This is a genomic window from Kitasatospora sp. NPDC058444 (assembly GCF_042721415.1).
Lineage (GTDB): Bacteria > Actinomycetota > Actinomycetes > Streptomycetales > Streptomycetaceae > Kitasatospora.
Window position 1 is genome coordinate 35,316 of the sequence record NZ_JBHXLL010000015.1, and the last position, 25,045, is coordinate 60,360.

The window sequence follows — 25,045 nt, forward strand, 5'->3', positions numbered from 1 at the left end:
TCCGGGGTCCACGGCCGGGCGGGCGTGGGTGGGGCCGCGGGTGTCCCCCCCCGCCGGCGCGGGGCCCCGCGGCGTAGACCTGCCGCCCGGGCCGACTTCTCACGGCAGGCCCTCTCGCTTAGATGTTGGGGATCTCGCCGGCCTTGAGGGCGGTGAGGAAGGCGGACCACGCGGCGGCCTGGAAGACGAGCGCGGGGCCGCCGGGGTCCTTGGAGTCCCGGACGGGAACGACGCCGGCGTCGAGGAACGCGACCTCAACGCATGCGGACTGTGCGTTGCTGCGGGTGGACTTGAACCACGCGGCTTCGGTCAGATCAATCGTGTCCATAACTTCCTGCCACTTCGGAGATCAGCAGTTTCGACGCCTGCTCACTGAGCGCTGTCTCCCAGATGTTCGTGAACGCGGCGTCGTAGCGTTCCACTTCGTTGGGCTTGTCGAGATACAGGTCGCCGGTGTAGCCGTCCGCGTAGACGGTCGGCGGTTCTGTCTCGGAACCGTCGCCGTTGAGCGGGAAGCGCAGAATTCCGAACGGGCCTGACAAGACGCCCAGGTGGAGACCCGCGTTGAACGGGACCACCTTGATGGTGACGTTGGGGAGCTCACTCACCTCCAGCAGGTGGGCGAGCTGTCCAGCCATGACCTTGTTGCCACCGATGGGACGCCGCAGTATCGCCTCACTGAGTGCGACGTTGTAAACCGGCGGATCGGTGACCCTGGTGAGAAGCACCTGGCGAGTCGAGCGCAGGTGGACTCGTCGCTCGATCTCGTCGTCATCTTCGTGAGGCATGCCAGCCCGCATGATCGTGCGCGAGTAGTCCTCGGTCTGCAGCAGGCCGGGAACCAACTCGCTCTCGTACCAAGCGATCTTCGAAGCGGCTTCTTCCAGACCGATGAAGAGGTCGAACCCCTCCGGGATCACATCCCCGTAGGCGTGCCACCAGCCTCGGGCCTTGGTCTCCTTCGCCAACCCCATCAGCGCTTCGGTCAGTTCGGCCGGCGCGCCGTAGACCTTGCACATTGCTTCGACATCGAGGCTTCGCAAGGACGTTTGACCGGTCTCGATGCGCCACATCTTCGCTTCCGACCACTCCAGACTGCGGGCTGCCGCCCGCACTGTGAGTCGTGATCGGTTGCGCAGATCTCGCAGGTACCGACCGAGTTGCCTGCGCGGCACCGTTGATCCAGTTGGCCCCTCTGGCATGGCCTTCCCCTTCCTGGCTTCCAGTATGAAGCACCGTCAGCGCTCGAAATGAAAGCACCTGCATGCCCGCTTCGCAATGAACGTCAACCGGCTGAGTCATCGAACCGAAGCACCCAAAATGAAGTCTTGCAGATTGCGGAGAGTTGGGGTCAGACTACGGGCAGTAGTCCGAGCTCGCTGTGAGGCGATCTGGGATGGCCACCCGGGCATTGCCGTGCCTGCTCCCGGCCGTCGACGTCTGCTGCGAGCCCCCAACTGGAGGAGGTACCGCCATGCCCGGAACCCTGGAGAAGTACTCCTGCTGGCTGCCCCGTCACCGCAAGTCCGTCGCCATCGCCAGAAAGCTGCTCCGCGAATTCCTCTTCGACCACACCCCCGACGAACTGTTGCTCGACGCCAGCCAGTTGGTGCTAAGCGAGCTGGTCACCAACGCCGTCGTCCACGCCAAGACCCCGCCCGGGCGGCTCCTCTTCATCCGCTTCGAGCGCCAGTCCGATGCCCTCCGCATCGAGGTCCACGACGCCGACGCCACGCCGCCGACCGCCCCCTCCGACCCGGCCTCGGAAACCGACGAGGCGGGGCGGGGGCTCTTCCTCGTCTCCCAGCTCTCCGTCCGCTGGGGGTGCTGCCCGCGCGAGGGTGGCATCGGCAAGGTGATGTGGGCTCAGATCGAAGGCCCCCGGTGAGCGACGGTTTCCCCTTCTCCGTGAGTGTCGAGATCGTGGGCCTCACCAAGCCCACCACCTTCGACAGCCTCTTCGACGCCCTCGCCGTTCTCCGGGCCGGCCTTTCCCTGCTCGCCCTCGACGTCGACCAGGCCGACGCCCTCATCAGCCGGTTCGGCCCCCGGTCCGCGGGGGAGATCGGCCACCGGCTGTACCACTTCGGTGCGGTGGGGGCCGTCGCATTCGTCGGGCCCGACCCGTTTCCGATCTATGTGCGTCGGGCGGCCTTCGACTGACCGGAAATGACTGCTTCTGTCGCTCGGTCAGTCAATACGCCTGAGGCAGTTGATGCGAACTCGACCATTTGTGGCGCGCCGCTGTTAGGCTGCGCGCCTGAATACGAAGTCTCCACGATGTAAAAGGACTTGGAAGAGAGCGTGAAAGCTCTCGACCACCGCCGCCCGCCGACACCCGAGGAGCCACGTGAGACCCGATGACGTCCCCCTGCTGTTCCAGGAGCTGTCCCGCGAGTTCGCGGACGTGACCGACATGTCGGTGGCGGCGACAGGGTCGCTCGCCCGGGGCGACCACCGCACCGGGCCCGGTGGCGACGTCGTCTCCAACCTCGACCTGGTCCACGTGGTGGCCGAGGACGCGGACGTGCCCGAAGTCCGTCACGTGGTCGGGCGGAGGATGCGGCGGATCTCCGACACCTTCGGCATCGAGACGACCTCCGTCATCGCCAGGCTCCCGGTGTTCCGGCAGGCCGGCCACGCCCACTACCGGATCAGCATGCGGCGCGAGTGGTTCTGCGACGGCCTCGAACTCGGTGTGGAGGGCTTCGAGTTGCCCGGTCGCGACGAGGAGGACCCGCGTACGGCGCTCGCCTGGATGATGCAGCCCGTCCCGTACTACCTGGCGAAGGCCACCAGCGTGGACCCGACGACCAACCTCGCCAAGGCCCGCCGGGCCGCGCTGCGGCTGGCCGACCGGTTCGACCTCCAGCTGATACGCGACGGCCTCGACAACCTCCCGCGCGCCCTGCACGCCCTGATCGCCGAACGCGGCGTCACCCCGCTGGAATCCACCGCCCGTTACCTCGACGCCCCCACCCATCCCGCCGTCGCGCAGATCGTCCGCGACGCCGTCTTCGTCGAGAGCATGGGCCTGTCGTCCGCCGACTCGATGGTCATCCTGCTGCCGTCCGTCCCGAACTGACCGCCGGCCTCCGGACCGGCCGCTACCTCCCGGACTGGCCGCCCCCGGACTGACCGCCACCGCCTGTACCGAACCGACCACGACCGGAGCCGCACCCCATGTCCACTCGGCAGCACGTGGAGATCCTTCCCCCGCACCCGCTCCGGGCCGGCTACGACAGGTCCTTGGAGCGCGGTTCGATAGCCGATGACTTCCAACGCCGCCTGGAGCCCGACAACTTCAACCCCGGCTACCTCGGCGCCCTGGCCGAGCGGGTCGAACGGGCCCTGGTCCAGGACCCCGCCGACGAGACCATGCGGTGGCGCCTGGCGTTCCTGCTGCTCCAGAACAACGCCACCGCGGCCGCCGTCGAACGGGCCGAGGAACTGCTCGCCGGCGCCACCCTGCCGCAGTCCCTGCGCCTGGCGCACCTGGTGGCGGGGATCCGGAGCCGGGCCGACCGGCCGCGCACCGGCCGGCGCGTCCGGCGGGTCAACTGGTCGATCAACAACCGCTGTCCGATGTCCTGCCAGGGCTGCTACAACCCGTTCGCGGCGGAGCAGATCGGCCTCGCCCAGGCGGAGCTGATCATCGGGAAGCTGGCCGCGCACGGGACCTCGGACCTGGTCCTGGCGGGCGGCGACCCGCTGCTGTGGCCGCCGATCTTCGACGTGGTCGACCGCGCCGTGGCCGCCGGCCTCAAGGTCGGCCTCGACACCACCGGCTACACGCTGACCGCGGAGAAGCTCGACCGCCTGCGCGGGCTGTCCTCGCTGCGGCTGCCGCTGGACGCCGTCACCCCGGAGGTGCAGCGGGCCTTCCGGCGCAGCCCGGACGACAGGCTGCTCGACGCGCTGCTGGAGTCCCTCGCCCTGTGTGACGCCGAGGGCTTCGACCGGGTGCGGGTGCACACCGTGGCGAGCGCCGAGAACCTCCACCAACTGCCGGAGCTGGCCGCCGAGATCATGTCCCACCCGTCGGTCGCCCAGTGGGTGATCTTCCAGTGGTGGGGCCGGCGGGCTTCGCCGGCCACGGTGCGTCGGCTGGGGGTGGCGGTGGAGGACGTCCGCGAGGTGGTGGAGGGGATCCGCCGCGACCACCCGGGCCGGGAGGTCCACCTCGCGGAGAGCAGTGAGCGGGAGCTGTTGAACTGGATGATCCAGTCCAGCGGACAGGTCGTCACCTTCGGTTCGGGCGCGGAGGAGGAGTTCATCCTGGGCAACCTGCTGACCGACGAGGTCGAGGAGATCCTGACCCATCCGATCCTGGACTTCGAGGCCATGTCCCGGGGGATCCCGGTCACCCCCGGAACCGTGTTCGCTCCGGTGGACGCCGCCCAGGGCTGACGCCCTCCACTGATAACGGAACGGTTGCGGAGCCCGCCCTTCCCCTCTCCAGGGCTTGACGGCACGGGGAGGGCGGGCGTTTGCTGTGTCCGCTCGTTGAAGCCTGTTTGGTTCTGGTTTGTTTTGTGTGTTTGAACGTTCAAAACGCGGGCAACTCGCTGAACAACCCCCACCGCGCCCCAATGCCCCCCTTCGCCTCACAGCCTTCCGGCGCCACCCCACCGAGAGGAATGCAATGTCACACCTTTCTCGCCGCGACCTTCTCCGCGCGTCCGGAGCCGGCCTGCTGGCCGTCGCCGCCGGCGGCACCCTCGCGGCCTGCGGCGGCGGCTCCGGCTCGGGAGGCGCCGCCGGCGGGGACGCCGACACCGGCACGATCACCGTCTGGTCCTGGGCCACCGCCGCCGACGCCCTGCGCGGCATCGTCCCGGCCTTCGAGAAGGACAACCCGGGGATCAAGGTCGATGTCCAGGACATCGGCGAGCCCGCCATCTGGGACAAGATCACCGTCGGACTGGCGGCCGGCGGCCAGGGCCTCGGCGACGTCCTGCACATCGGCTGTGACTACCTGCCCGGCTACCAGGAGAAGTTCCCCGGCGGCCTGGCCGACCTCTCCGCCCTCGGTGCCGACGCCCACAAGGACAAGTTCGCCAAGGGCCTGTGGCCGGTCGTCACCGGCAAGGACGGCCACGCCTACGCGCTGCCCTGGGAGGTCAACCCGCTCGGCTTCTTCTACCGCAAGGACTACTTCGACAAGGCGGGCATCGACCCCGAGTCCCTCGCCACCTGGGACGACCTGATCGCCGCCGCCGACCGCTTCAAGGCCGCCAACCCCGGAGTCGCCCTGATCGGCCTCAACCGGGCCGCCAACCCCACACCCGACCTGGACTTCCTCCAGTCCCTGATGCAGCTCCAGGGCGCCTTCTACTTCGACCTCCAGGGCAAGATCACCGTCGGCTCGGAGCAGGCCGTGCGAGCCCTGACCATCATCAAGCGGCTGGACGAGGCCGGGCTGATCGGCGACACCCCCGGCGTGCAGAGCTGGCCGCCGGTGATGAAGACCGGCAAGCTCGCGGTGGCCGCGATGCCCGCCTGGGTCGCGCACTACCTGGAGAAGAAGTTCCCCGACCAGAGCGGCAACTGGCGCCTCACCAAGCCCCCGGCGGTCACCCCCGGTGGCAAGCGCACCGCCCTCGTCAACTCCACCCACCTGGCCGTCGCCGCCTCCAGCCCGCGCCGCCGCGCCGCCTGGAAGTTCGTCGAGTACGCCGTCACCCGGCCCGCCTCGGTGAACGCCATGTTCAACGCGGGCGGCGTCTTCCCGGCCCTCACCGATGCCTACACCGACCCGCTGTACGCCGCGCCGAGCGCCTTCTACGGCGGCCAGCCGGTGCTCAGGACCTTCGCCGACCTCGCCACCGAGGGCGGCGACCCCACCAACTACTCCGGCGACTACGCCCGCGCCCTCAAGCTGGTCAGCGACGCCCAGACCAAGGTCCTGCTCAAGGGCTCCGACCCGGCCGCCGTCCTCCAGGACGCCGCCAAGCAGCTCGCCCAGCAGACGGGGCGCGGTATCGCATGAGTGCCGCCAGTCCGACCGCCGCCGGTCCCGCTCCTTCCGGCCCCGCCCCCGCCGGCCCGAGCTCCGCCGCCCTCACCGCGAAGGCCAGGCCCAGCCGTTGGCGGCGCACCGCCCTGCCGTACCTGCTGCTCGCCCCGGCCCTGGTGACCTTCGGCGTGTTCAAGGCCTACCCGGTCATCGACTCGCTGCTGCTGTCCTTCACCACCGGATCCGGCGCCGCCACCCGCAACGCCGGAATCGCCAACTACCGGCGCCTGCTGGACGATCCGCTGTTCTGGACGGCCCTGCGCAACACCGGCGAGATCCTCGTCATCCAGGTCCCGCTGATGCTCGGACTGGCCCTGCTGATGGCCGTCGGCATCAACTCCGCGCTGGTGCGCTGGCGCACGGTGTGGCGGCTCGGCGTCTTCATGCCGTCCGTCACCGGCCTGGTCGCCACCGGCGTGATGTTCGCCTACCTGCTCAAGGCCGACGACGGCGCGGTCAACTGGGTGCTGAACGCCGTCGGCCTGCCGTCCGTCGACTGGCTGGGCCAGCCCGTCTGGGCCCGGATGGCCGTCGTCGTGGTGCTCACCTGGCACTACACCGGCTACAACGCGGTCATCTACCTCGCCGGACTCCAGTCCATCCCCAGGGAGTTGTACGAGGCGGCGATGGTCGACGGGGCCGGCCCGATCCGCCGCTTCACCTCGATCACCGTCCCCGCGCTGCGTCCGGTGCTGCTGTTCACGGTCGTGCTCTCGACCATCGGCACGCTCCAACTCTTCGACGAGCCCTACGTGCTGACCGGCGGCGGGCCGGACAACGCCACCCTGACCGTCTCCATGTACCTGTACCAGAACGGCTTCCGGTACTTCGACTTCGGCTACGCCTCCGCCATCGCCTACGCGCTCACCCTGCTCGTGTCGGTGCTCGGCGCCGTCCAGATGCGCCTGATGGGGGAGAAGGACAAATGAACCTCAAGAAGCTGCGCGGCTGGCCGCTGACCTTCCTGCTGGCCGCCGTCACCGGGCTGTCGATCGCCCCCTTCTACTGGCTGGTGGTCTCCGCCACCCGCAAGGACACCGAGGTCTTCGACTGGCCGCCCAAGCTGCTGCCCGGCGGGAGCCTCGGCGAGAACCTGAGCCACCTGGAGCAGAAGATCGGACTGCTCCGGGTGCTCGGAAACTCCGTGCTGGTGGCGGGAGTCCAGACGCTGGGCGCCCTCGTCGTGGCGCTGCTCGCGGGCTATGCCTTCGCCAAGTTCCGCTTCCGCGGCCGCACCCTGCTGTTCGCCCTGCTGCTGTCCACCCTGGTGGTGCCCGAACAGGTCACGCTGGTACCGCTGTTCAAGATGATGATGAACTTCGGCCTGCTGGACACGTACCAGGCGCTGATCCTGCCCGGCCTGTGCGTGCCGTTCGCCATCTTCCTGATGCGGCAGTCGCTGAGCAGCCTGCCGGACGAACTCCTGGACGCCGCCCGGGTCGACGGCGCGGGTGAACTGCGGGTGCTGTTCAGCGTGGTGGTGCCGGTCATGCGGCCGGTGCTGGCAGCCCTGTCGATCTTCCTGTTCCTGGGCTCCTGGAACCAGTTCGTCTGGCCGCTGATCGCGCTGCGCAGCCCCGAGATGCACACCCTGCCGGTCGCCCTGGCGACGCTGCACGGCAACAAGTCCAACACCGACTACGGCGCGATCCTCTCCGGCACCGCGCTGTCCACCCTGCCGATGATGGTCCTCTTCCTGGTCCTCCAGCGGCAGTTCATCTCCGGCCTGCTGGCCGGCGCCACGAAGGGCTGACGATGACCGGAACGAACGCTGCCGCCACGGACGCTGCCTCCTCGAACGACAGCGCCGCGGCCGAGGTCTGGGAGCCGCACGCCCCCGCCGCCGGAGGCCTGCACGCGCTCTACGCCGACGGGCTGGACCTGCGGGTGAGCGGCACCGGCACGGCCCGGGGCATCGCCGACGGCGTGGTGGAGGTCACCGCCGAGGGCGCGGGCGAGGTGCGGATCGAGTGGCGGGTGCCCTGCGTGGACGCCACCGCCCTGTGGACCCCCGAGCCGCGCGGCACCGGCTGGCTGCCCGCCGCCTGGAGCGCCCCGCGCCGCACCTCGCTGGCCAACGGCGCGCCGATCGCCGCGCTGGTCGGCACCGGGGACGTCGCCCTGTGCGCCTTCGCCGCCTGGCGTCCGGACGTGCTGGCCGGGGCCGGCGTGGTCGAGGAGACCGGTGAGTTCCGGTTCTGGGCCCAGGCCACCGACCGGCTCACCGTCCGGATCGACACCTCGCGCCGGCACTTCGGCCGCGCCCTGGCCGACCTCGCCGCCTGGTGGGGCGAGGGCCGCGCCGCCGACATCCCGGAGGCCGCGCGCCGCCCCGCCTACTCCACCTGGTACGCGATGCACCAGGACATCACCCCCAAGGGCGTCGAGACCCAGGCCGCGCTCGGCAAGGAGCTCGGCCTGGACGTGATCATCGTCGACGACGGCTGGATGACCGCCGACCGCACCCGCGGCTACGCCCACTGCGGCGACTGGGAGCCGGTCTCGCTGCCCGACACCGCCGCCCACGTCCAGCGGGTGCACGACCTCGGTGTGCGCTACATGCTCTGGTACGCGCTGCCGTTCATCGGCAAGGACAGCGCCGCGTACCGGGAGATCGGCCACCTCGCGCTGGCCGACGCCGCCCACATGGGCGCGATCGTCGCCGACCCGCGCCACCCAGAGGTCCGGGCCTTCCTCACCGACCGGCTCGCCCGGGCCGTCGAGGAGTGGGGCATGGACGGCCTCAAGGTGGACTTCGTCGACTGGTTCGCCCGCGCCGCCCAGAGCGCCGACGCCCCGCCGGCCCGCCCCGGCGCGGACTGCGCGAGCGTCGAGGAGGGCGTGGAGCGGCTGCTCGCCGCGATCCGCGCCCGGATCACCGCCGCGAACCCGGAGGCGATGATCGAGCACCGCCAGCCGTACGTCAGCCCCGGCCTGTGGCCGTACGTCACCATGATCCGCGCCACCGACTGCCCGCTCAGCCCGCAGGAGAACCGGCAGCGGACCATCGACGTGCGGCTCGCGGCCGGGCCCGTCCCCGTCCACGCCGACATGCTGATGTGGCACCGGGACGAGTCGGCCGAGCAGGTCGCCTGCCACCTGATCAACGTGCTGTTCTCGGTGCCGCAGGTCTCCGTCGACCTCGCCACCCAGACCGAGGCCCAGCGCGAGGCGATCGCCTTCTGGCTCGGCGTCTTCCGCGAGCACACCGCCACCCTCCAGCTCGGCGAACTGCTCCCGGCCCGCCCGGACCTCGGCTACCCGGCGGTCACCGCGCGCGGCACCGACACCGTGGCGGTGGCCCGCTACGCCGCACTGCCGGTGGACGTCTCCGGCGACGACTGGCGCACCCTGCTGGTCGCCAACGCCGACGCCGACCCGGACGTCCGGCTCACCGGCGGGCGCGGGCAGGTGGCGGTGACGGTGCAGGACGCCCGGGGGCGTATCGTCCGGCAGGGCGGTGCCGAGCTGGACCTGGTGGACGCGATCCTGGTGCCGCGCGGCGGGCTGCTGACCCTGCGCCGCTGACCGCCCCCGGGGCGGGCCGGGCCGTCTTCGGGCCCCGGCCCGCCCCGCGCACCCGACCACGTCTGGAGAACACATGCGCGAGGGACCGCACCGGCCGCGCCGCGGCGCCACCACGATCGAGGAGGTCGCCCGGGCGGCCGGGGTCTCCCGGCAGACCGTCTCCAACACGCTGAACGCGCCGCAGCGGGTCCGCCCGGCGACCCTGGAACGGGTGAACGCCGCGATCCGCGAACTCGGCTACCAGCCCGACCAGTCGGCCCGCTCGCTGCGCAGCGGCGCCCGGCGCACCATCGGCTACCTCGTGCCGGTGGACGACCCGCTCGACCCGAACCCGCTGATGGCCGGCTTCCTGGAGGCCCTGGTCGACGCGGCCGGGGCGGCCGGGCAGCGGGTGCTGCTGTTCCGGCCGGGGCAGGGCGCCGCCGACCCGGTGGCGGCGATCGACGAACTGGTGGCGGCCCGTCAGGTGGACGGGCTGGTCCTGGCCGACGTGCTGCACGAGGACGTCCGGATCGCCCACGTGGCCCGGCTGGGCGTCCCGTTCGTCAGTTTCGGACGGACCGGGCCCGGGGAGCCGCAGTCCTGGGTGGACATCGGCAACGAGGCGGCGATGGCCGAGGTGGTGCGGCACCTCGCGGCGCTCGGCCACCGCCGGATCGGCTACCTCGGGGCCGCCGAGGAGCTGCCCTGGATGGCGGCACGGCGGGCCGGGTTCCTGGCCGAGGCGCAGCGGCTCGGCCTGTCGGCGGTGGCGACGGGCGCGGCGGATGCGGGCGCGGTGGCGACGGGCGCGGCGGATGCGGGCGCAGCGGGGGTGGGTGCTTCCGGGGCGGCCGCTGAGGGCTCCGTGGTGGCCTCCGTACGGGCGCTGCTGCGCGGGCCCGACCGGCCGACCGCCGTCGCGGCCGGCAGCGACCTGCTGGCCCTGGACGTGTACGAGGCGGTCCGGGCGGAGGGGCTGGTGGTCGGGCCCGGCGGGGTGGCCGTCACCGGGTTCCACGACACGCCGCTCTGCCGGCACCTCCACCCCGCGCTGACCTCGGTCCGGCTGCCGCTGCGGGCGATCGCCACGGCGCTGGTCGGCCGGCTGCTGGACCGGGTGCGCGGGGAGGCCGCGCCGGGCGAGGGGCTGGAGCTGCCCACCGAGCTGGTGGTGCGCGGGAGTTCGGGCCGGACGGGCTAGCCGGGGAGGCCGGGCTGGTTCGGCTGGCCGGGGAGTTCGGCCCGGCCGGGCCGGCTCGCGCGGTCCGCCGTCGCCGCCACGATCAGCTCGCCGACCATCCCGGCGGCGGCCGCACGCTGATCGGCGGGCAGGGCGTCGTCGGTGACCAGGACGTCCACCTGGCCCAGGTCCGCGAAGGAGGCCAGGCCGACCGCGTTCCACTTGGTGTGGTCCGCGACCACCGCCACCCGGCGGGCCGACCGGAGGAAGGCGCGGTTGGTCTCCGCCTCGGCCAGGTTCGGGGTGGTCAGCCCGGCCTCGGGGGAGAGGCCGTGGCAGCCCAGGATCAGCAGGTTGACGTGCAGGGAGCGGATCGCCTGGTCGGCCACCGGCCCGACCAGCGAGTCCGAGGGCGTCCGCACGCCGCCGGTGCGGATCACCGTGGCGGTGGCCGGCGTGCCGTCCTCGGCGGGCTGTTCCAGCAGGTCGGCGATCCGCAGCGAGTTGGTCACCACGGTGAGGCCCTCGACCGCGCGCAGGTGCCGGGCGACCGCGAACGTGGTCGTCCCGCCGGCCAGGCCGACCGCCGAACCCGGCGGGACGAGCGCGGCGGCGGCGCGGGCGATCGCCTCCTTGGCGGGCAGCTCCCAGTGCGCCTTGGCCTCGAACCCGGGCTCGCCGGTGGCCGGCGCCTCGATCCGGACCGCGCCGCCGTGCACCTTGTGGACCAGGCCCCGGCGGGCCAGTGCGTCCAGGTCGCGCCGGACCGTCATGTCGGACACCCCGAGGTCGCGGACCAGTTCGGTGACCCGGACCCCGCCGCGCTCGCGGATCTGCTCCAGGATCAGCACGCGGCGCTGTCCGGCGAGCGGCTGGGCGCTGTCAGCCATCGGGAGGCCTCCTTCGGGCACTTCTGAGGAGTGCTCACGGTGGATATTGTTCGATAGTGTAGCTTTCTGTTGATTCTCTGTGGTCAAGCCGGGGAGGCGGCCCCGGCGCCGGCTCAGGCTCAGGCCTTGTGGGCCTCCGGACGCTCCGGGGACGCCTCCGCGAGCGCCCGGGCGACCCCCTCGACCCCGGCGCGCAGCCCGTACACCGGGGTGGCCGGCTGCTGGCGCCACGACTCGTCGATCCCGCCCGCGTCCACGGAGTCGAAGCCCAGCTCGTCGACCAGCGCCCGCACCACCCGCTTGGCCGCCTCGTCGTCCGAGGAGACGGGCACAGCGATCCGCTCCGGGTCGCCCGCCGGGCGCGGGCGCTCCAGCAGGTCCTGGGCGTAGGTGCCGTTGAACACCTTCACCACCCCGTGCCCGAGGTGCTGCTCCGTCCACCGGCTCTCGGTGAGCCCGCCGTCCTCGATCGCGTCGATCCGGCCGTCGCGCTCCTTCGGGTAGTAGTTGCCGGTGTCGATCACCGCGACACCCTCGGCGGCGCCGTCCAGCAGCCCGGCGGGCAGGTCCGGCACGTTCTTCAGCGGCACCGTCACCACCACGACCTGGGCGCCCCGGGCGGCCTCGGAGACCGTCACCGCCTTCGCCCCGGTCTCCTCGACCAGCGCCTTGAGCGTCCCCGGGCCACGGGAGTTGGCCACCGATACCTCGTGCCCCAGCGCGGTCAGCCGTCGCGTCAGGTTGCCGCCGATGTTGCCCGCGCCGATGATGCCGATCTTCATGGGAAACCCCTCGTCGAGAGTGCCGTAGTGGACCGTCGCCTTGGCCCAACCACCCGGCGAACGGCCCGATTCCCGGTCGTGAGGGTGGTCTTCCGAAACCCATGGTCCGGGCGGGCCTGGTGCCGGTCCGGCCCGGGTCGCGAGGGTGGACGACATGAGCCACACTTCCTCCTCCCCCTCCGCCTCCCAGCCCACCGTCCTCGTCACCGGCGGCACCAGCGGCATGGGCCTCGCCACCGCCCGTCACCTCCTCGCCGCCGGCGCCCGGGTCGTCGTCACCGGCCGTGACGACGCCCGGCTCGCCCGCGCGGCGGAACAGCTCGGCGCGGACGGCGACCGACTGCTCGCCGTGCGCGCCGACTCCTCCGTACCGGCCGACCTCACCCGGCTGGCCGACATCGTGCGGGAGCGGTACGGCCGGCTCGACGGGGTCTTCGCCAACGCCGGCGTGGCCGGCTTCCAGCCGGTCGGCGAGGTGACGGAGGCCGAGTTCGACCGGATCGTCGCCACCAACCTCAAGGGCGTGTTCTTCACCGTCCAGCACGCCCTGCCGCTGCTGGACGCCGCCGGCGGCGGATCGGTCGTCCTCAACGCCTCCTGGACCCCGCACCGCGGCCTGCCCGGCGCCGCCGTCTACGCCGCCACCAAGGCCGCCGTCCTCAGCCTCGCCCGCACCCTCGGCAGCGAACTGGCCGGGCGCGGCATCCGGGTCAACTCGGTCAGCCCCGGCTACATCGTCACCGAGATGTTCCACGCCGCCGTCCCGGACCCGGCCGACCACGAGCCGATCCGCGGCCACGTCCCGCTCGGCCGGCTGGGCACCGCCGAGGACGTCGCCCAGACCGTCGCCTTCCTGCTCTCCGACCGCTCCTCGTACATCACCGGGCAGGACATCGTGATCGACGGCGGCCTCGTCCCGGCCTTCCCGTCCCTGACCGGCTGAGCGCCCCCGCTGTGCCTGGTCCTGGCAGGGCCAGGCACAGCCGCACCCGTCCGGGTGAGAATCCATGACGTGAACCCGAGCAGCGCCCTGAGCGAATTCCTCCGCACCCGCCGCGCCGGCCTGCGGCCCGAGGACGTCGACCTCCCCGACTACGGCGGCCGCCGCCGCGTCGCCGGGCTGCGCCGCGAGGAACTCGCCCACCTCGCCGGGGTCAGCGTCGACTACTACACCCGCCTCGAACAGGGCCGCGTCGGCAACCCGTCCGACGCCGTCCTCGACGCCGTCGCCCGCGCCCTGCGCCTGGCCCCCGACGAGTCCGGCCACCTCCACCGCCTCGCCCGGCCCACGGCCCGCCCCCGCCGCCGTCCCGTCGCCCGCCAGCAGCCGCGCCCCTCACTCCTGCGCCTGCTCGAGCAACTCCACCACACCCCGGCCGTGGTGATGGGCCACCGGATGGACATCCTGGCCTGGAACCACGCCGCCGTCGCCCTCTTCGGCGACTACGGCGCCCTGCCCGTCGAGGACCGCAACATCGCCCGCATCACCTTCCTCGACCCGGTCTCCCGCGAGCTCTACGCCGACTGGGCCGCCTGCGCGAGGGAGAACGTCGCCTTCCTCCACCTGGAAGCCGGCCGCCGCCCCGACGACCCGCTGCTCGCCGAGCTGGTCGGCCGACTCTGCCTGGGCAGCGAGGAGTTCCACGGGATGTGGGCCGAGCACCCGGTCGCCGACAAGACCTCCGGCCGCAAGTCCTTCCGCCACCCCCTGGCCGGGACGCTCGACCTCGCCTACGACACCCTGCGGCCCGCCGACGACCCGGGCCAGGCGCTGGTGACCTACACCGCCGACCCGGGCTCGCCGTCGGACGACGGGCTGCGGCTGCTGCTGTCCTGGGCGGCGTCGGGCTGAGGATCCTGGGTGAACGCGATCAGGTTCTCCCTGGCCAGTTCGGTGTTCGGATGCTCCGGTCCGAGGATTCGGTCGAGATCGGCCACTGTCTGACGGAGCATCTCCACCGCACGGGCCGGGCGTCCGGCGGCCCAGTAGATGCAGGCGAGGTTGCTGCGAGCCATGAGGGTGTCGGGGTCGTCGGTGCCCAGGAGACGTCGGCGGTCGGCGAGCACCTGCTCCTGGACTCGGACGGCGTCGTCCGTGCGCCCGGTCTCCGCATAGACGATGGCGAGGTTGTTGCGGGTCATGAGGGTGTCGAGGTGGTCGGTGCCCAGGACGCGTTCGCGATCGGCGAGGACCTGCTCCTGGAGATTCCTGGCCTCGTCGATGCGCCCGGCGTCCCAGTAGGTGACGGCGAGGTTGTTGAGGGAGGTGAGGAGGGCCGGGTCGTCGGCGTCGACGAGGCGTTGGCGGTCGGCGAGCACCTGTTCCTGGAGGAGCATCGCCTGATCGATGTCGTCGGCCTCCCAGTACGCGGAGGCGAGATTGTGGCGGGTGCTGAGGGTGTCGAGGTGGTCGTTGCCCAGGAGGCGCTCGCTCGTGGTGGAGAGACTGCCCCAGTACTGGATGCCGGTGGTGTACAGGCCTGCCTGCAACAGGCTGATTCCGCAGCGGAAGAGAAGTCCGTGGATTCCCCGCGACGGTTGAATCAGGTGGGCGGCATCATGTCCGGCGAGGACGTCGGTGTTGGCCCGGAGCGTCGCGGCCAGGCCCTGCGCGCGGTAGTCCGCGCTCGGCCACAGTTCGAGGAGGGCATTGGCGGCCGCGAGGACTGCCTGCGGCGTGTCGGGGCCGATGTCGAGGGCGGCACGGGCGGTGAGCGCGTGGAGGGCCACCTCTCGGTGGGAGGCCTCCGTGTGGTTGATGAGGCTGTAGTTGTGCAGCACGGCGAGCGCGTCCAGTGCGTCGTCGGCCGTGACAGGCCTGCCGCGGATGCTGCTGAGGTGGTCCAACACCGACTCGGTGCCCCACAGTTGTTCCGGGTGGCCGGCCGGGTCGAGTAGTGCGGCCACGTGGAGCACGGGCCCGGCGAGCCCGACCGGCTCCTCCTGCATCGCCGCGTCGAGGGCGAGCAGCAGTGCCGCCGTGACCGGGCCCCGGTAGCCGTCGGCGCCGGAGCGGGCGGGCAGGACGGCGTCCAGGCTGCGGGTGCGGTCGCGGAAGAGTTCCAGGTAACGGCCGCAGCTGCGCCGGGTGTTGACCATGTAGGCGGCCGCGTGGGCCAGCGCCAGCGGCAGGTGGCCCAACTCCTCGGCCAGCTCGGCCGCGTGCGCGTCGAGGAAGCGGGCGCACTTCGCGCGCTCCAGCCGCTCGCTCAGGTAGGCGGCCGACTCGGCGGGGGAGTACGTGGTGACGTCGACGAGCATCCGGTCGCCGCCCGTACTGGCCGCTCCCCGGTGGCGGGTGGTCCCGATGACCCGCCCCCGGCCGCCCCGGCTGGTGGCGGGCCACAGTTGTTCGGGGGTGTGCTCGGTGGTGTTGTCGAGGACGACCAGCCAGCCCCGCTCGGTGGCGGCGAGCCAGGACAGGAAGCGCTCGGCGTCCTGCTCGGCCGCCTCGCCGTTCGCCCCGGGCACCCGGAGCTCCACGGCGGCCCGGGCGTACAGGTCGGTCACGGCGGAGGGCTCGGCGGCGTCGGCCCACAGCACCAGGTCGGTGCCCGCCTCGACGGCCTCGCGCGCGTAGTGCGCCGCGAGCTGCGACTTCCCGACGCCCCCGCCGCCCGCCAGCACCTGGCTCAGCACGACCGTCCCGTACTCCCCACGGGCCTCGTCGATCTCCCGCCGCAGCTCCGCCCGGGGCTGGAAGGCCGTCGCCTTCGGCGGGATCCGCCCGATCACCACCGGCCACCGCACCTCGGCGGCGGCCGGCGCGGCGTACTGATGGACGGTCATCTCTCCCGCCTGGAAGGCATGGCCGTTGACGGTCCCGCCGTCGATCCCGTTCCGGACCTGCCACCCCTGCTGCACCTGCTCGCCCCCACCGCCCCGCGTGTCGTGGCCTCCATTATGGGAGCCGAGCCGATGACTTCGTGCTCACCCTGACGTACCGTCCATCCCTGTGACCCTCGACCAGGAGTACGTCAACCAGATCTTCCTCCCGGGCACCTACGCCCACGGCGTTCCCTACGACCTCCTGCGGACGCTCCGCGAGTCCGTTCCCGTCTGCTGGGTCGAGGAGCCTCCGGTCGGTGGCTGGCCGGGCGGTCCGGGGTACTGGGCGGTGCTGCGGCACGCGGACGTCAAGCACGTGCTGCGCAGCCCCGAGCTGTTCTCCTCGCACCTGGGCGCCACCCAGATCCGCGACCCCGACACCCCGGCGGACCTGGAGTTCGCCCGGGCGATGATGCTCAACCAGGACCCGCCCGACCACTCCCGGCTGCGCCGGATCGTCGCCGCCGCGTTCACCCCGCGCGCCCTGGCGGAGCTGGCCGAGGCGGTCGACGGCCGGGTGTGGGAGATGGTGGAGGAGGTGCGCCCGGCCGGTGGTGCGGACTTCGTCCGGCTCGCCGCCGACCTGCCGGTGTGGACGCTGGCCCGGGTGATGGGCGTGCCGGAGCGGGACCGGGGGCTGCTGCTGGACTGGGCGAACCGGGTGATCGGCTACCAGGACGCCGACTACGCCCACTCCAGCACCGTCGATGCGGCCGCGCTCACCGACCTCGGCCGGGCCGCGCTCGCCCGGCGCCCCACCACCCTGGCCGGCCCGGACGGCCGCCCGGTCAACCCCCGTTCCCGCGCAGCGCTTTCGGACATGTTCGGCTACGCCCACGGCCTGGCCCGACGGCCCGCCCCGGGCGGCCTGCTCGCCCGGACGCTCGAAGCGGGCCTGACGGTCGAGGAGTTCGAGACCATGTTCTTCCTCTTCGCCGTCGCCGGGAACGAGACCGTCCGCAACGGGCTGCCCGGCGGGCTCCTCGCCCTGCTCAGCCATCCCGAGCAGTACGAACTGCTCCGCGCGAACCCGGAGTTGGTCCCCTCCGCCGTCGAGGAGATGCTGCGGTACTGGCCGCCGGTGATGGACTTCCGCCGCACCGCGACGCGGGACGTGGAGCTGGGCGGGCGGGTGGTCCGGCGGGGCGACAAGGTGGTGGTCTACCACGCCTCCGCCAACCGGGACGGGACGGTGTTCCCCGAGCCGGACCGCTTCGACATCACCCGCAGCCCGAACGACCACGTGAGCTTCGGCTACGGCCCGCACTTCTGCCTCGGCGCCCAACTCGCCCGGATCCAGCTGCGATCCATGCTACGCCGGCTGGTCGAAGGCCTGCCCGGACTCGCGCTGGTGCCGGGCCGGCCACCCCGGCGGCTGGTCTCCAACTTCCAGAACGGCCTCAAGTCGCTGCCGGTCCGGTGGGCGTAGCCGGGAGAGCAGGGGAGAGCCGGGACAGGAGGGACGGGGGACACGGGGCCGGGGACCGGAGTACCGGTCCAGTGGCGGATCAGGAGCCCGGTCCTCGTGCCGGCGGGCGATGACCCGCGGCGGGCCCGCTTCCTAGTCTCGGGAGCGTGACCGCGCGGTTCGTCCGCCCGGCGGATCACCCGCGGGGCGGGGCCGCCGTCACCTCGACTCCCTTTCCTCCGCGCCCTCGTGGCGCCGTAGTCCAAGGAGCTTGTGCATGGCCGATCCTCACTTCCGCCGCCACCGGGGCACAGCGTCCACCGGGGTCGAGCCCGGCACCGGTCCGACCGCCGCGGGGACACCGTCGGCATCGTCGTCGTGGCGCTCGCTCACGGTGCTGCTGGTGGCGGCGGCGGCCCTCGGCGCCGGCATCCCGCCCGCCACCGCGGCTTCGCCCACCGGTCCGAAGGACGCCGTGCGGGCCGGGCTGGAACGGCTGGTGACGGACGACCGGTACCCCGCCGCGATGGTCTCGACGTCCACCCGGGGAGGGCAGGTCCGCCACTACACCGCGGGCGTCGCGGACCTGCGGACCGCGGCCCGGGTGCCGGTGGACGGCCAGGTGCGGGCGGGCAGCAACACCAAGTCCTTCGCCGCCGTGGTCGTCCTGCAGCTGGTCGGCGAGGGCAAGGTCGAGCTGGACGCCCCGATCGACCGCTACCTGCCCGGGCTGGTGCGCGGCGAGGGCATCGACGGCCGGGCCATCACGGTGCGCCAGCTGCTCCAGCACACCAGCGGACTGCCGAACTTCACCGACGACATCTTCGAGGACGTCTTCGGGGAGAACCGCCACCGCTACTACCAGCCGCGTGCCCTGCTCGACCTCGCGTTCGCCCACAAGGCGCTGTTCGTCCCCGGCACCGAATGGTCGTACAGCAACACCAACTACGTGCTGGCCGGCCTGCTGATCGAGAAGGTCACCGGCCGTCCGTTCGCCGAGCAGGTCACCAAGCGGGTGATCGACCGCGTCGGACTGCGGCACACCTACTTCCCGGCCGCGGGCGAGGAGGGCATCCGGGAGGCGCACCCGCACGGCTACCACGCGCCCCCGACGGGCGGGCCGCTGACCGATGTCACCGAGCTGGACGCCTCCTGGGCCTGGGCCGCGGGGGATGCGGTCTCCACTCCGAGCGATCTGAACCGGTTCTTCTCCGCCCTGTTGGGCGGCAGGCTCCTTGCGCCGGCCCAACTCGCCGAGATGAAGACCACGGTCAAGGTGCCGGATCACCCGGGTGCCGCGCCCGGCCTGGAGTACGGGCTCGGGTTGTTCCGCCGGCCGTTGAGCTGCGGCGGGGCCTCCTGGGGGCACGGCGGCGCCACGCCGGGCTTCCACTCCCTCCCGGGGGTGACCGAGGACGGTCGCGCCGCCACCGTCGTCGTCACCGCGAACCTCGTGCCCGGCCCGAACGCGGTGCCGCACTTCGAGGCCGTGCTCGACACGGCGCTCTGCGCCAAGTGACGTCCGCGGCCCGCCCGGTGAGCCGACCGGGCGGGCCGCCCCCGCCCTGAGCCCCCCTGTGCCTAGGCATCCCCTCCGGCCTGGTCGCCGTTGCCCGTACGGGCGGTGACCAGGCCGGACTCGTAGGCCGCGATGACCGCCTGGGCGCGGTCCCGGACGTCGAGCTTGCCGAAGATGCTGGTGATGTAGTTCTTCACCGTCGACACGCTGATGTCCAGGGCCAGCGAGATCGCGGTGTTGTCGAGGCCGGTGGCGATCAGCCGCCACACCTCGACCTCCCGGGGCGTGAGGTCGCCCGTGCCGGCGGCGGCCGGTGGCGCGGTGGTGGCGGCCGGGGTCCGGACGTAGGCGGAGATCAGCCGGGTGAGCAGGCGCGGGGCGACGACCGCCTCCCCGGCGTGCACGGTCCGGATCGCCGCGCCCAGGTCCTCCGGGGAGACGTCCTTGGGCAGGAACCCGTGGGCGCCGGCGCGCAGCGCGGCCACCACGTACTCGTCCATGTCGAAGGTGCTGAGGGCGAGCACCCGGCAGCCGGGCAGGACGCGGGCCAGTTCCGCGGTCGCGCCGACGCCGTCCAGGACGGGCATCCGGATGTCCATCACCACGACGTCGGGGCGCAGCCGGAGGGCGGCGGCGACGGCCCGCTCACCGTCCTCGGCCTCGCCGACCACCTCGAAGGACGGGTCGGGCCAGAGGATCAGGGACAGGCCGCGGCGAACCAGCGGCTGGTCGTCGACGATGAGCACCTTGATCGCGGGGGCGGGCCCGGTGGAGTCGGCCGTGCCGGTCGGGCCGTACAGACCGGTCGTGCCGGTCGGGTCGCTCATCGGCTCGCCCCGCTGTGCTGGACGGCCGCCTCGGACGATTCGGCGGAGCTCAGCGGCAGCTCGGCCACCACGGCGAAGCCGCCGCCCGGCTGGGGGCCGGTCTCCAGCGTGCCGCCGTGCAGGGCGACCCGCTCGCGCATGCCGATCAGGCCGTACCCCGCCCGGCCCGCACCCGACGGGTACTCCGGCGCGGGGACGCCGCCGCCGTCGTCCCGCACCTCGACGGTGACCCGGTCCTGGTGGTACGCCAGGCGGACGGAGGCCCGCGCGGGGCCGGCGTACTTGCGGGCGTTGGTGAGGCCCTCCTGGACGATCCGGAACACGGTCAGGCCGACGGTGGGCGGCAGCGGGCGCCGGGGCCCGTCGACGGTGAGCTCGGTCGACAGTCCGGCCAGGCAGGACTCGTCGACCAGCCGGTCGAGTTCCTCCGCCCCGGGCTGGGGCGACGGCGGGGCGGTGTCCGGTTCGTCGCCGGCCCGCAGGACGTCCAGCAGTTGGCGCATCTCGCGCAGGGCCAGCCGTCCGGAGGACTCCAGGGTGACCAGGGCGTCCCGGACCACCTCCGGCCTGGCCAGGTTGGCGCGGGCGCCACCGGCCATCAGCTGCATGGTGGTGATGTGGTGGGCGACGATGTCGTGCAGTTCCCGGGCGATGCGGCGGCGCTCCTCGGCGACCGCGCGGTCGGCCAGCAGCCGGCGGTTGGCGGCCACCTCCCGCTGCCAGCGCGAGACCGCCAGACCGGCGCCGCCGACCAGGGCGGCGGAGAAGGGCGCGGCGACGGCACCCTGCCAGGTGAGGGAGTGGAAGTGGCCCTGGCTCAGTGGCGTGACCACCGCCGTCGCCGCGCCGGCGGCCACCGTGACCGGGACGGTGCAGTTGCGGCCGACCGAGTACAGGGCGACGGTCAGAACGGCGCCGAAGCGGGTGCTGGTCGGGGCGGTGGAGAGCTCGATGGCCGTCTGGAGCACCAGGACGGCGGCGAGCGCCGGCACCGGGCGGCTGCGCCGGGCGAGCAGCGGCAGGCCCGAGAGGGCGACCAGGACGAAGAGCGGCACGGTGATGCCCCGGCTGCCGACCACCTGATCGACGAGCAGGAACCCGATCAGGTCGACCGTGCCGGCGCCGACGGCCACCAGGGCGTCGCCCTGGGTCCACGGCAGCCCGCCCGTCCACCGCCCCGGCAGTCCGCCGGTCCACCGTCCCGACCGCCCGTCGTGGTCCTTCCCCCCGCGGTGCCCCGCCCGTTCCTCCGGCGGGCCGTCCGTAACCGCGGCCGCCCCGGCGCGCTGACGCCCGTCCATCTGGTCCTCCCGGCTGATCACTGACGCAGCCATTCTGGCACCGGCCCGGCGACCCGGGCGTGGTCCCCGCGGCCGACGCCGGGAGGACGGACCAGGACCACGGTCCTGGTTCCGCCCCGGGTGGAGGACCGCGGGCCCCGGCACGGATCGTCCGCTGCCCGGACGCCCGGCACCCCCTCGCCCTGATGGTCTGTAGGCGGGCCGGGAACCCCCGGCGCCGACACCGACGTTCGCGTCCATCAGCCGGAGGAATCGTGATCCGCGCACTGACCGGATTCTCCACCAGACACGCGTGGAAGGTCATCGCCGTCTGGGCGGTGCTGGGCATGGGGCTGAGCGTCCTGACACCGATGCTGATGTCCCGGGTGACCGGGGCACAGAGCGGGGACTTCCTGCCGCGCAGCTACGACTCGGCCGCCGCGCTGCGGATCGCCGAGGAGGAGTTCGGCGTGAAGCCGGACGCCACCACGGTCACGGTGCTGGTCGCCCGGACCGACGGCGGGGCGCTCACCGCCGCCGACCAGCAGCAGGTCGAGGCCGAGGCGGCGAAGCTCGCCAAGCGCCGGGTCGTCATGCCGAGGAAGGAGGACGAGCCGGAGTTCCTGGTGCCCGACCACTCCCAGACGCCCCGGATCGCACCCGCCATGGTGGCGCCCGACCGGACCTTCGAACTGCTCTCGGTCGAGCTGACCGGCAATGCCGCGGAGGAGGGGGTGCAGGGCGTCTACAAGGCCTTCCGGGACGACGCCCGCGCGCGGTTCGCCGACCTCGGGATGCGCACCGGGTTCACCGGCGGCCTGGCCCAGGCCGCCGACAGCGCCGACGCCAACCGGACAGCCTCGATGATCGGCAGCGCCCTCGTCTCGGTGCTGATCGTGCTGCTCAACGTGCTGGTGTTCCGCAGCGTTCTCGCGGCCCTGCTGCCGCTGCTCGCGGTCGCCGTGATCGGCGGCGTGGCCGGTGGTGCCGTGGCCGGTGCGGCGGCGCTCACCGGTCTGAAGCTGGACGCCTCCACCCCGGGCCTGATCGCCGTGGTCCTGCTCGGCATCGGCGTCGACTACCTGCTGTTCCTGCTCTTCCGGTTCCGCGAGCACCTGCGGGCGCGGCCCGACCAGCCCGCCCGGGAGGCGGCCGCCGAGGTGTCGGGCCGGGTGGGCACCGCGATCACCTCCGCCGCGCTGACCATCGTCGCCGCCTTCGCGACCCTGGGCGTGGCGACCTTCGGCCAGTTCCGTTCGCTGGGCCCGGCCATCGCCGTCGCGGTGCTGGTCATGCTGCTGGGCAGCCTCACCCTGATGCCCGCCCTGCTCGCGGCCTGCGGCCGCAGGATGTTCTGGCCCTCGCGCGGTCTGCGGCAGGTCCGGCGCGAGGGCGTCGCCGGCCGCTTCGGAGGCCTCGTCGCCCGCCGGCCGATGGCGCTGCTGGCGGCCTCCGTCGCCCTGCTCGGGGCCCTGGCCGCCGGCACCGCCGGGGTCCGGATGAACTACAGCCTGGCGGACGGCTCCACGACGGCGGCCTCGGCCACCGCCGCGGAGATCTCCCGCGCCCTGCCGGCCGGCGTGTCCGACCCGACGACCGTCTACCTCGTCGCCGTGGACGGCGGCACCCTCGACGCCGGCCGGTTCGACGGTCTCTCCCGCGCCCTGACCGGGGTCGAGGGCGTCGGCCAGGTGGGCGGGACCGTCCTCAACGAGAACCGTCGCGCCGCCCGGATCGACCTCTACCTCGACGCCGACCCGCAGAGCCAGCGGGCTCGCGACCTGGCCTCCGGTCCGGTCCGGGCCGCGGTCGCCGCGCACACCCCGCCCGGGACCGGCGCCCACGTCGGCGGCACCGCGGCGGTCTTCGCCGACGTCTCCACCGCCGTCGACCACGACCTGACCGTGGTCTTCCCGGTCGCGGCCGTCCTGATCGCGCTGATCCTGCTGCTGCTCCTGCGCAGCCTGCTGGCCCCGGTGGTGCTGATGCTGGCCGTCGGCCTCGGGTTCGCCGCCACCCTCGGCGCCGCCACGCTGCTCTTCCAGCACGGCCTGGGCGAGCCCGGCGTCGCCTTCACGCTCCCGTTGGTGCTGTTCCTGTTCGTCGTCGCCCTGGGCACCGACTACAACATCCTCATCACCGACCGCATCCGCGAGGAGATGCGGCGACCGGGTCCGCCCCGCGCCGCGGTGGCCCGTGCCGTCCGGCACACCGCCCCGGCCGTGGCCACGGCCGGGCTCGTCCTGGCGGGTTCCTTCGCCACCCTGGCGACCACCCCGGGCAGCGAGCAGATCGCCTTCTCGCTGACCCTCGGCATCCTGCTCTCCGCCCTGGTGCTCTCCCTGGTCGTCGTCCCGGCTCTGGCCGCCCTCCTCGGCCGCGCCCTCTGGTGGCCCCAGCGGACCGCCCCGGCCACGACGGCGACGGACACCGTCCCGCCGGTGGCCGCGCCGCGGCCCGCCCCGGACCGCATCGGCACCCGCTGAGCAGACCGGCACAGCGGCACACCGGCACACCGGTTCCCACCGGCACCCCGGTTCCCACCGGGACGCGCCCTCCCGGGGACCCCTTCGGCCCGGCCCCGAGCCGGGCCGAAGGGGTCCCCGGCGTCACGGCCGCCGCGCCGCCCGGCCCGTCACTCGAAGCGCGCGGGGTCGCCGGCCCCGCGCCGGACGATCTCCGCCTCGCCGCCGGAGAAGTCGACGACCGTCGTCGGCACCGTGCCGCACTCGCCGGAGTCCAGCACGGTGTCGAGCACGTGGTCGAGCCGCTCCTTGATCTCCCAGCCCTGGGTCATCGGTTCGTCCTCGCCGGGGAGGAGCAGGGTGCTGGAGACCAGCGGCTCGCCGAGTTCGGCGAGCAGCGCCCTGGTCACGGTGTGGTCGGGGATCCGCACCCCGACCGTCTTCTTCTTCGGGTGCATCAGGCGCCGCGGCACCTCCTTGGTGGCGGGCAGGATGAAGGTGTAGCCGCCCGGCGTCGCGGCCTTCACGGCCCGGAAGACGTTGTTGTCGATGTGGACGAACTGGCCCAGCTGGGCGAAGTCCATGCACATCAGCGTGAAGTGGTGGCGGTCGTCGAGACGCCGGATCGACCGGATCCGTTCGAGGCCGTCGCGGTTCTCCAGCCGGCAGCCCAGGGCGAAACAGGAGTCGGTCGGGTACGCGATCAGCTCTCCGGAGCGGAGACCGGCGGCCACGGTGCCGATGGTGCGCGGCTGGGGGGACTCTGGATGCACGTCGAAGTACTTCGCCATTCGGCCGACCCTACGGGATCACGGTCGTCGATCGGCGCAGCCCGCGCAGTCCGGGCACAGCCCCCGGTAGGTGACCTCGGCCTGCGACACGGCGAAGCCGAAGCGCTGCTCGGCCGGGAGGTCGGCCAGTGGATTGCCTCCGGGGTGGACGTCGCGGATGGCGCCGCAGCCCGTGCAGATCAGGTGCTGGTGGGGGCGGTGCGCGTTCGGGTCGTAGCGCTTGGCCCGCCCGTCGGTGGACACCTCGACGACCTCGCCCAGGGTGACCAGTTCACCGAGCGTGTTGTAGACCGTCGCGCGGGAGATCTCCGGGAGGCGCTCCGCCGCCCTGGCGTGCACCTCGTCGGCGGTCAGGTGCACGTGCTCGCCGTCCAGGACCTCGGCCACGACACGCCGCTGGGAGGTGAGGCGCCAGCCGCGCCCGCGGAGCCGCTCCAGCAGGTCACTCATATCGGTTCACCTATTCAGGTCAAGGGGAGGACCGGAGTTTACCAATTCAGCTCCGGCGCCTTCCGGTTCCCGATCGGATATGGCTTTGGTGTCTTT

23 protein-coding genes are annotated in these 25,045 nt (G+C 72.8%); 14 read left to right on the forward strand and 9 right to left on the reverse strand.

Going from position 1 to position 25,045, the window contains the following annotated elements:
• Positions 1–118: 118 nt before the first annotated feature.
• Together ACFWP2_RS17755 and ACFWP2_RS17760 are read right to left on the reverse strand one after the other, a co-directional pair.
• Positions 119–328, reverse strand: a complete 210-nt coding sequence (locus tag ACFWP2_RS17755) for a DUF397 domain-containing protein (protein WP_380452155.1) — start codon at positions 326–328, stop codon at positions 119–121.
• Entirely contained in the window at positions 315–1,202 is an 888-nt protein-coding gene (locus ACFWP2_RS17760) for a helix-turn-helix domain-containing protein (RefSeq protein WP_380452158.1), read from the reverse strand. Before ACFWP2_RS17760 ends, ACFWP2_RS17755 begins: the two co-directional genes overlap by 14 nt.
• A gap of 272 nt (positions 1,203–1,474) precedes the next feature.
• Here ACFWP2_RS17760 and ACFWP2_RS17765 point away from each other — a divergent pair, with 272 nt between their 5' ends.
• The 9 genes from ACFWP2_RS17765 (at position 1,475) to ACFWP2_RS17805 (ending at position 10,730) form a co-directional block, all read left to right on the forward strand.
• Positions 1,475–1,888, forward strand: coding sequence for an ATP-binding protein (locus tag ACFWP2_RS17765; protein ID WP_380452160.1), 414 nt, complete (start codon positions 1,475–1,477; stop codon positions 1,886–1,888).
• A gap of 20 nt (positions 1,889–1,908) precedes the next feature.
• The gene (locus ACFWP2_RS17770; protein ID WP_380452162.1) at positions 1,909–2,163 is read left to right on the forward strand and encodes a hypothetical protein; all 255 of its coding nucleotides are present in this window, start codon (positions 1,909–1,911) and stop codon (positions 2,161–2,163) included.
• Between the two features lie 187 nt (positions 2,164–2,350).
• On the forward strand, positions 2,351–3,085 hold the full coding sequence (locus tag ACFWP2_RS17775; RefSeq protein ID WP_380452164.1) for a hypothetical protein: 735 nt from the start codon (positions 2,351–2,353) through the stop codon (positions 3,083–3,085).
• Positions 3,086–3,183: 98 nt separating this feature from the next.
• The gene (locus tag ACFWP2_RS17780; protein WP_380452167.1) at positions 3,184–4,410 is read left to right on the forward strand and encodes a radical SAM protein; all 1,227 of its coding nucleotides are present in this window, start codon (positions 3,184–3,186) and stop codon (positions 4,408–4,410) included.
• 235 nt (positions 4,411–4,645) lie between these two features.
• The gene (locus tag ACFWP2_RS17785) at positions 4,646–5,992 is read left to right on the forward strand and encodes an extracellular solute-binding protein (protein WP_380452169.1); all 1,347 of its coding nucleotides are present in this window, start codon (positions 4,646–4,648) and stop codon (positions 5,990–5,992) included.
• Positions 5,989–6,948, forward strand: a complete 960-nt coding sequence (locus tag ACFWP2_RS17790; protein WP_380452172.1) for a carbohydrate ABC transporter permease — start codon at positions 5,989–5,991, stop codon at positions 6,946–6,948. The genes ACFWP2_RS17785 and ACFWP2_RS17790 overlap by 4 nt, the downstream gene beginning before the upstream one ends.
• Positions 6,945–7,772 carry a carbohydrate ABC transporter permease gene (locus tag ACFWP2_RS17795; protein ID WP_380452174.1) on the forward strand — a complete coding sequence of 276 codons (828 nt, stop codon included), beginning with the start codon at positions 6,945–6,947 and terminating at the stop codon, positions 7,770–7,772. Before ACFWP2_RS17790 ends, ACFWP2_RS17795 begins: the two co-directional genes overlap by 4 nt.
• A 2-nt stretch (positions 7,773–7,774) precedes the next feature.
• Positions 7,775–9,547, forward strand: coding sequence for a glycoside hydrolase family 36 protein (locus ACFWP2_RS17800; RefSeq protein ID WP_380452177.1), 1,773 nt, complete (start codon positions 7,775–7,777; stop codon positions 9,545–9,547).
• A 73-nt stretch (positions 9,548–9,620) separates the two neighbouring features.
• Positions 9,621–10,730: a LacI family DNA-binding transcriptional regulator gene (locus ACFWP2_RS17805; protein WP_380452179.1), complete on the forward strand. Its 1,110-nt coding sequence runs from the start codon at positions 9,621–9,623 to the stop codon at positions 10,728–10,730.
• On the opposite strand, the gene ACFWP2_RS17810 is transcribed toward ACFWP2_RS17805, so the two are convergent.
• Both ACFWP2_RS17810 and ACFWP2_RS17815 read right to left on the reverse strand, forming a co-directional pair.
• Positions 10,727–11,599, reverse strand: coding sequence for a DeoR/GlpR family DNA-binding transcription regulator (locus ACFWP2_RS17810; RefSeq protein ID WP_380452182.1), 873 nt, complete (start codon positions 11,597–11,599; stop codon positions 10,727–10,729). The two genes, ACFWP2_RS17805 and ACFWP2_RS17810, sit on opposite strands and share 4 nt — an antisense overlap.
• A gap of 119 nt (positions 11,600–11,718) precedes the next feature.
• The gene (locus ACFWP2_RS17815; protein WP_380452185.1) at positions 11,719–12,381 is read right to left on the reverse strand and encodes an NADPH-dependent F420 reductase; all 663 of its coding nucleotides are present in this window, start codon (positions 12,379–12,381) and stop codon (positions 11,719–11,721) included.
• A 154-nt stretch (positions 12,382–12,535) separates the two neighbouring features.
• On the opposite strand from ACFWP2_RS17815, the gene ACFWP2_RS17820 reads away from it, so the two are divergent.
• On the forward strand, positions 12,536–13,324 hold the full coding sequence (locus ACFWP2_RS17820; RefSeq protein WP_380452188.1) for an SDR family NAD(P)-dependent oxidoreductase: 789 nt from the start codon (positions 12,536–12,538) through the stop codon (positions 13,322–13,324).
• A gap of 69 nt (positions 13,325–13,393) precedes the next feature.
• Positions 13,394–14,233 carry a helix-turn-helix domain-containing protein gene (locus ACFWP2_RS17825; RefSeq protein ID WP_380452190.1) on the forward strand — a complete coding sequence of 280 codons (840 nt, stop codon included), beginning with the start codon at positions 13,394–13,396 and terminating at the stop codon, positions 14,231–14,233.
• Here the strand turns inward: ACFWP2_RS17825 and ACFWP2_RS17830 are convergent.
• Entirely contained in the window at positions 14,161–16,170 is a 2,010-nt protein-coding gene (locus tag ACFWP2_RS17830) for a tetratricopeptide repeat protein (protein WP_380452192.1), read from the reverse strand. The two genes, ACFWP2_RS17825 and ACFWP2_RS17830, sit on opposite strands and share 73 nt — an antisense overlap.
• 166 nt (positions 16,171–16,336) lie before the next feature.
• On the opposite strand from ACFWP2_RS17830, the gene ACFWP2_RS17835 reads away from it, so the two are divergent.
• Both ACFWP2_RS17835 and ACFWP2_RS17840 read left to right on the forward strand, forming a co-directional pair.
• Positions 16,337–17,638, forward strand: coding sequence for a cytochrome P450 (locus ACFWP2_RS17835; protein ID WP_380452195.1), 1,302 nt, complete (start codon positions 16,337–16,339; stop codon positions 17,636–17,638).
• Positions 17,639–17,894: 256 nt separating this feature from the next.
• Positions 17,895–19,136, forward strand: a complete 1,242-nt coding sequence (locus tag ACFWP2_RS17840) for a serine hydrolase domain-containing protein (protein ID WP_380452199.1) — start codon at positions 17,895–17,897, stop codon at positions 19,134–19,136.
• A 62-nt stretch (positions 19,137–19,198) separates the two neighbouring features.
• Here ACFWP2_RS17840 and ACFWP2_RS17845 read toward each other — a convergent pair whose 3' ends face one another.
• Positions 19,199–19,963: a response regulator gene (locus tag ACFWP2_RS17845; protein ID WP_380452201.1), complete on the reverse strand. Its 765-nt coding sequence runs from the start codon at positions 19,961–19,963 to the stop codon at positions 19,199–19,201.
• Positions 19,960–21,297 carry a histidine kinase gene (locus tag ACFWP2_RS17850; protein WP_380452203.1) on the reverse strand — a complete coding sequence of 446 codons (1,338 nt, stop codon included), beginning with the start codon at positions 21,295–21,297 and terminating at the stop codon, positions 19,960–19,962. Before ACFWP2_RS17850 ends, ACFWP2_RS17845 begins: the two co-directional genes overlap by 4 nt.
• A gap of 221 nt (positions 21,298–21,518) precedes the next feature.
• On the opposite strand from ACFWP2_RS17850, the gene ACFWP2_RS17855 reads away from it, so the two are divergent.
• Complete coding sequence (locus ACFWP2_RS17855) at positions 21,519–23,729, forward strand: MMPL family transporter (RefSeq protein ID WP_380452210.1); 2,211 nt, start codon at positions 21,519–21,521, stop codon at positions 23,727–23,729.
• A 149-nt stretch (positions 23,730–23,878) separates the two neighbouring features.
• On the opposite strand, the gene ACFWP2_RS17860 is transcribed toward ACFWP2_RS17855, so the two are convergent.
• Together ACFWP2_RS17860 and ACFWP2_RS17865 are read right to left on the reverse strand one after the other, a co-directional pair.
• Positions 23,879–24,499: an L-threonylcarbamoyladenylate synthase gene (locus ACFWP2_RS17860; RefSeq protein ID WP_380452213.1), complete on the reverse strand. Its 621-nt coding sequence runs from the start codon at positions 24,497–24,499 to the stop codon at positions 23,879–23,881.
• A gap of 18 nt (positions 24,500–24,517) precedes the next feature.
• On the reverse strand, positions 24,518–24,949 hold the full coding sequence (locus ACFWP2_RS17865) for a Fur family transcriptional regulator (RefSeq protein WP_380452216.1): 432 nt from the start codon (positions 24,947–24,949) through the stop codon (positions 24,518–24,520).
• Between the last annotated feature and the right edge of the window lie 96 nt (positions 24,950–25,045).

Bases quoted from the DNA above. Each gene is read 5' to 3' on its own strand.
- ACFWP2_RS17755 (WP_380452155.1), bottom strand. From the start codon at position 328: ATGGACACGATTGATCTGACCGAAGCCGCGTGGTTCAAGTCCACCCGC.
- ACFWP2_RS17760 (WP_380452158.1), bottom strand. From the start codon at position 1,202: ATGCCAGAGGGGCCAACTGGATCAACGGTGCCGCGCAGGCAACTCGGT.
- ACFWP2_RS17765 (WP_380452160.1), top strand. From the start codon at position 1,475: ATGCCCGGAACCCTGGAGAAGTACTCCTGCTGGCTGCCCCGTCACCGC.
- ACFWP2_RS17780 (WP_380452167.1), top strand. From the start codon at position 3,184: ATGTCCACTCGGCAGCACGTGGAGATCCTTCCCCCGCACCCGCTCCGG.
- ACFWP2_RS17785 (WP_380452169.1), top strand. From the start codon at position 4,646: ATGTCACACCTTTCTCGCCGCGACCTTCTCCGCGCGTCCGGAGCCGGC.
- ACFWP2_RS17790 (WP_380452172.1), top strand. From the start codon at position 5,989: ATGAGTGCCGCCAGTCCGACCGCCGCCGGTCCCGCTCCTTCCGGCCCC.
- ACFWP2_RS17795 (WP_380452174.1), top strand. From the start codon at position 6,945: ATGAACCTCAAGAAGCTGCGCGGCTGGCCGCTGACCTTCCTGCTGGCC.
- ACFWP2_RS17800 (WP_380452177.1), top strand. From the start codon at position 7,775: ATGACCGGAACGAACGCTGCCGCCACGGACGCTGCCTCCTCGAACGAC.
- ACFWP2_RS17805 (WP_380452179.1), top strand. From the start codon at position 9,621: ATGCGCGAGGGACCGCACCGGCCGCGCCGCGGCGCCACCACGATCGAG.
- ACFWP2_RS17810 (WP_380452182.1), bottom strand. From the start codon at position 11,599: ATGGCTGACAGCGCCCAGCCGCTCGCCGGACAGCGCCGCGTGCTGATC.
- ACFWP2_RS17815 (WP_380452185.1), bottom strand. From the start codon at position 12,381: ATGAAGATCGGCATCATCGGCGCGGGCAACATCGGCGGCAACCTGACG.
- ACFWP2_RS17820 (WP_380452188.1), top strand. From the start codon at position 12,536: ATGAGCCACACTTCCTCCTCCCCCTCCGCCTCCCAGCCCACCGTCCTC.
- ACFWP2_RS17830 (WP_380452192.1), bottom strand. From the start codon at position 16,170: ATGACCGTCCATCAGTACGCCGCGCCGGCCGCCGCCGAGGTGCGGTGG.
- ACFWP2_RS17840 (WP_380452199.1), top strand. From the start codon at position 17,895: ATGGCCGATCCTCACTTCCGCCGCCACCGGGGCACAGCGTCCACCGGG.
- ACFWP2_RS17845 (WP_380452201.1), bottom strand. From the start codon at position 19,963: ATGAGCGACCCGACCGGCACGACCGGTCTGTACGGCCCGACCGGCACG.
- ACFWP2_RS17850 (WP_380452203.1), bottom strand. From the start codon at position 21,297: ATGGCTGCGTCAGTGATCAGCCGGGAGGACCAGATGGACGGGCGTCAG.
- ACFWP2_RS17860 (WP_380452213.1), bottom strand. From the start codon at position 24,499: ATGGCGAAGTACTTCGACGTGCATCCAGAGTCCCCCCAGCCGCGCACC.
- ACFWP2_RS17865 (WP_380452216.1), bottom strand. From the start codon at position 24,949: ATGAGTGACCTGCTGGAGCGGCTCCGCGGGCGCGGCTGGCGCCTCACC.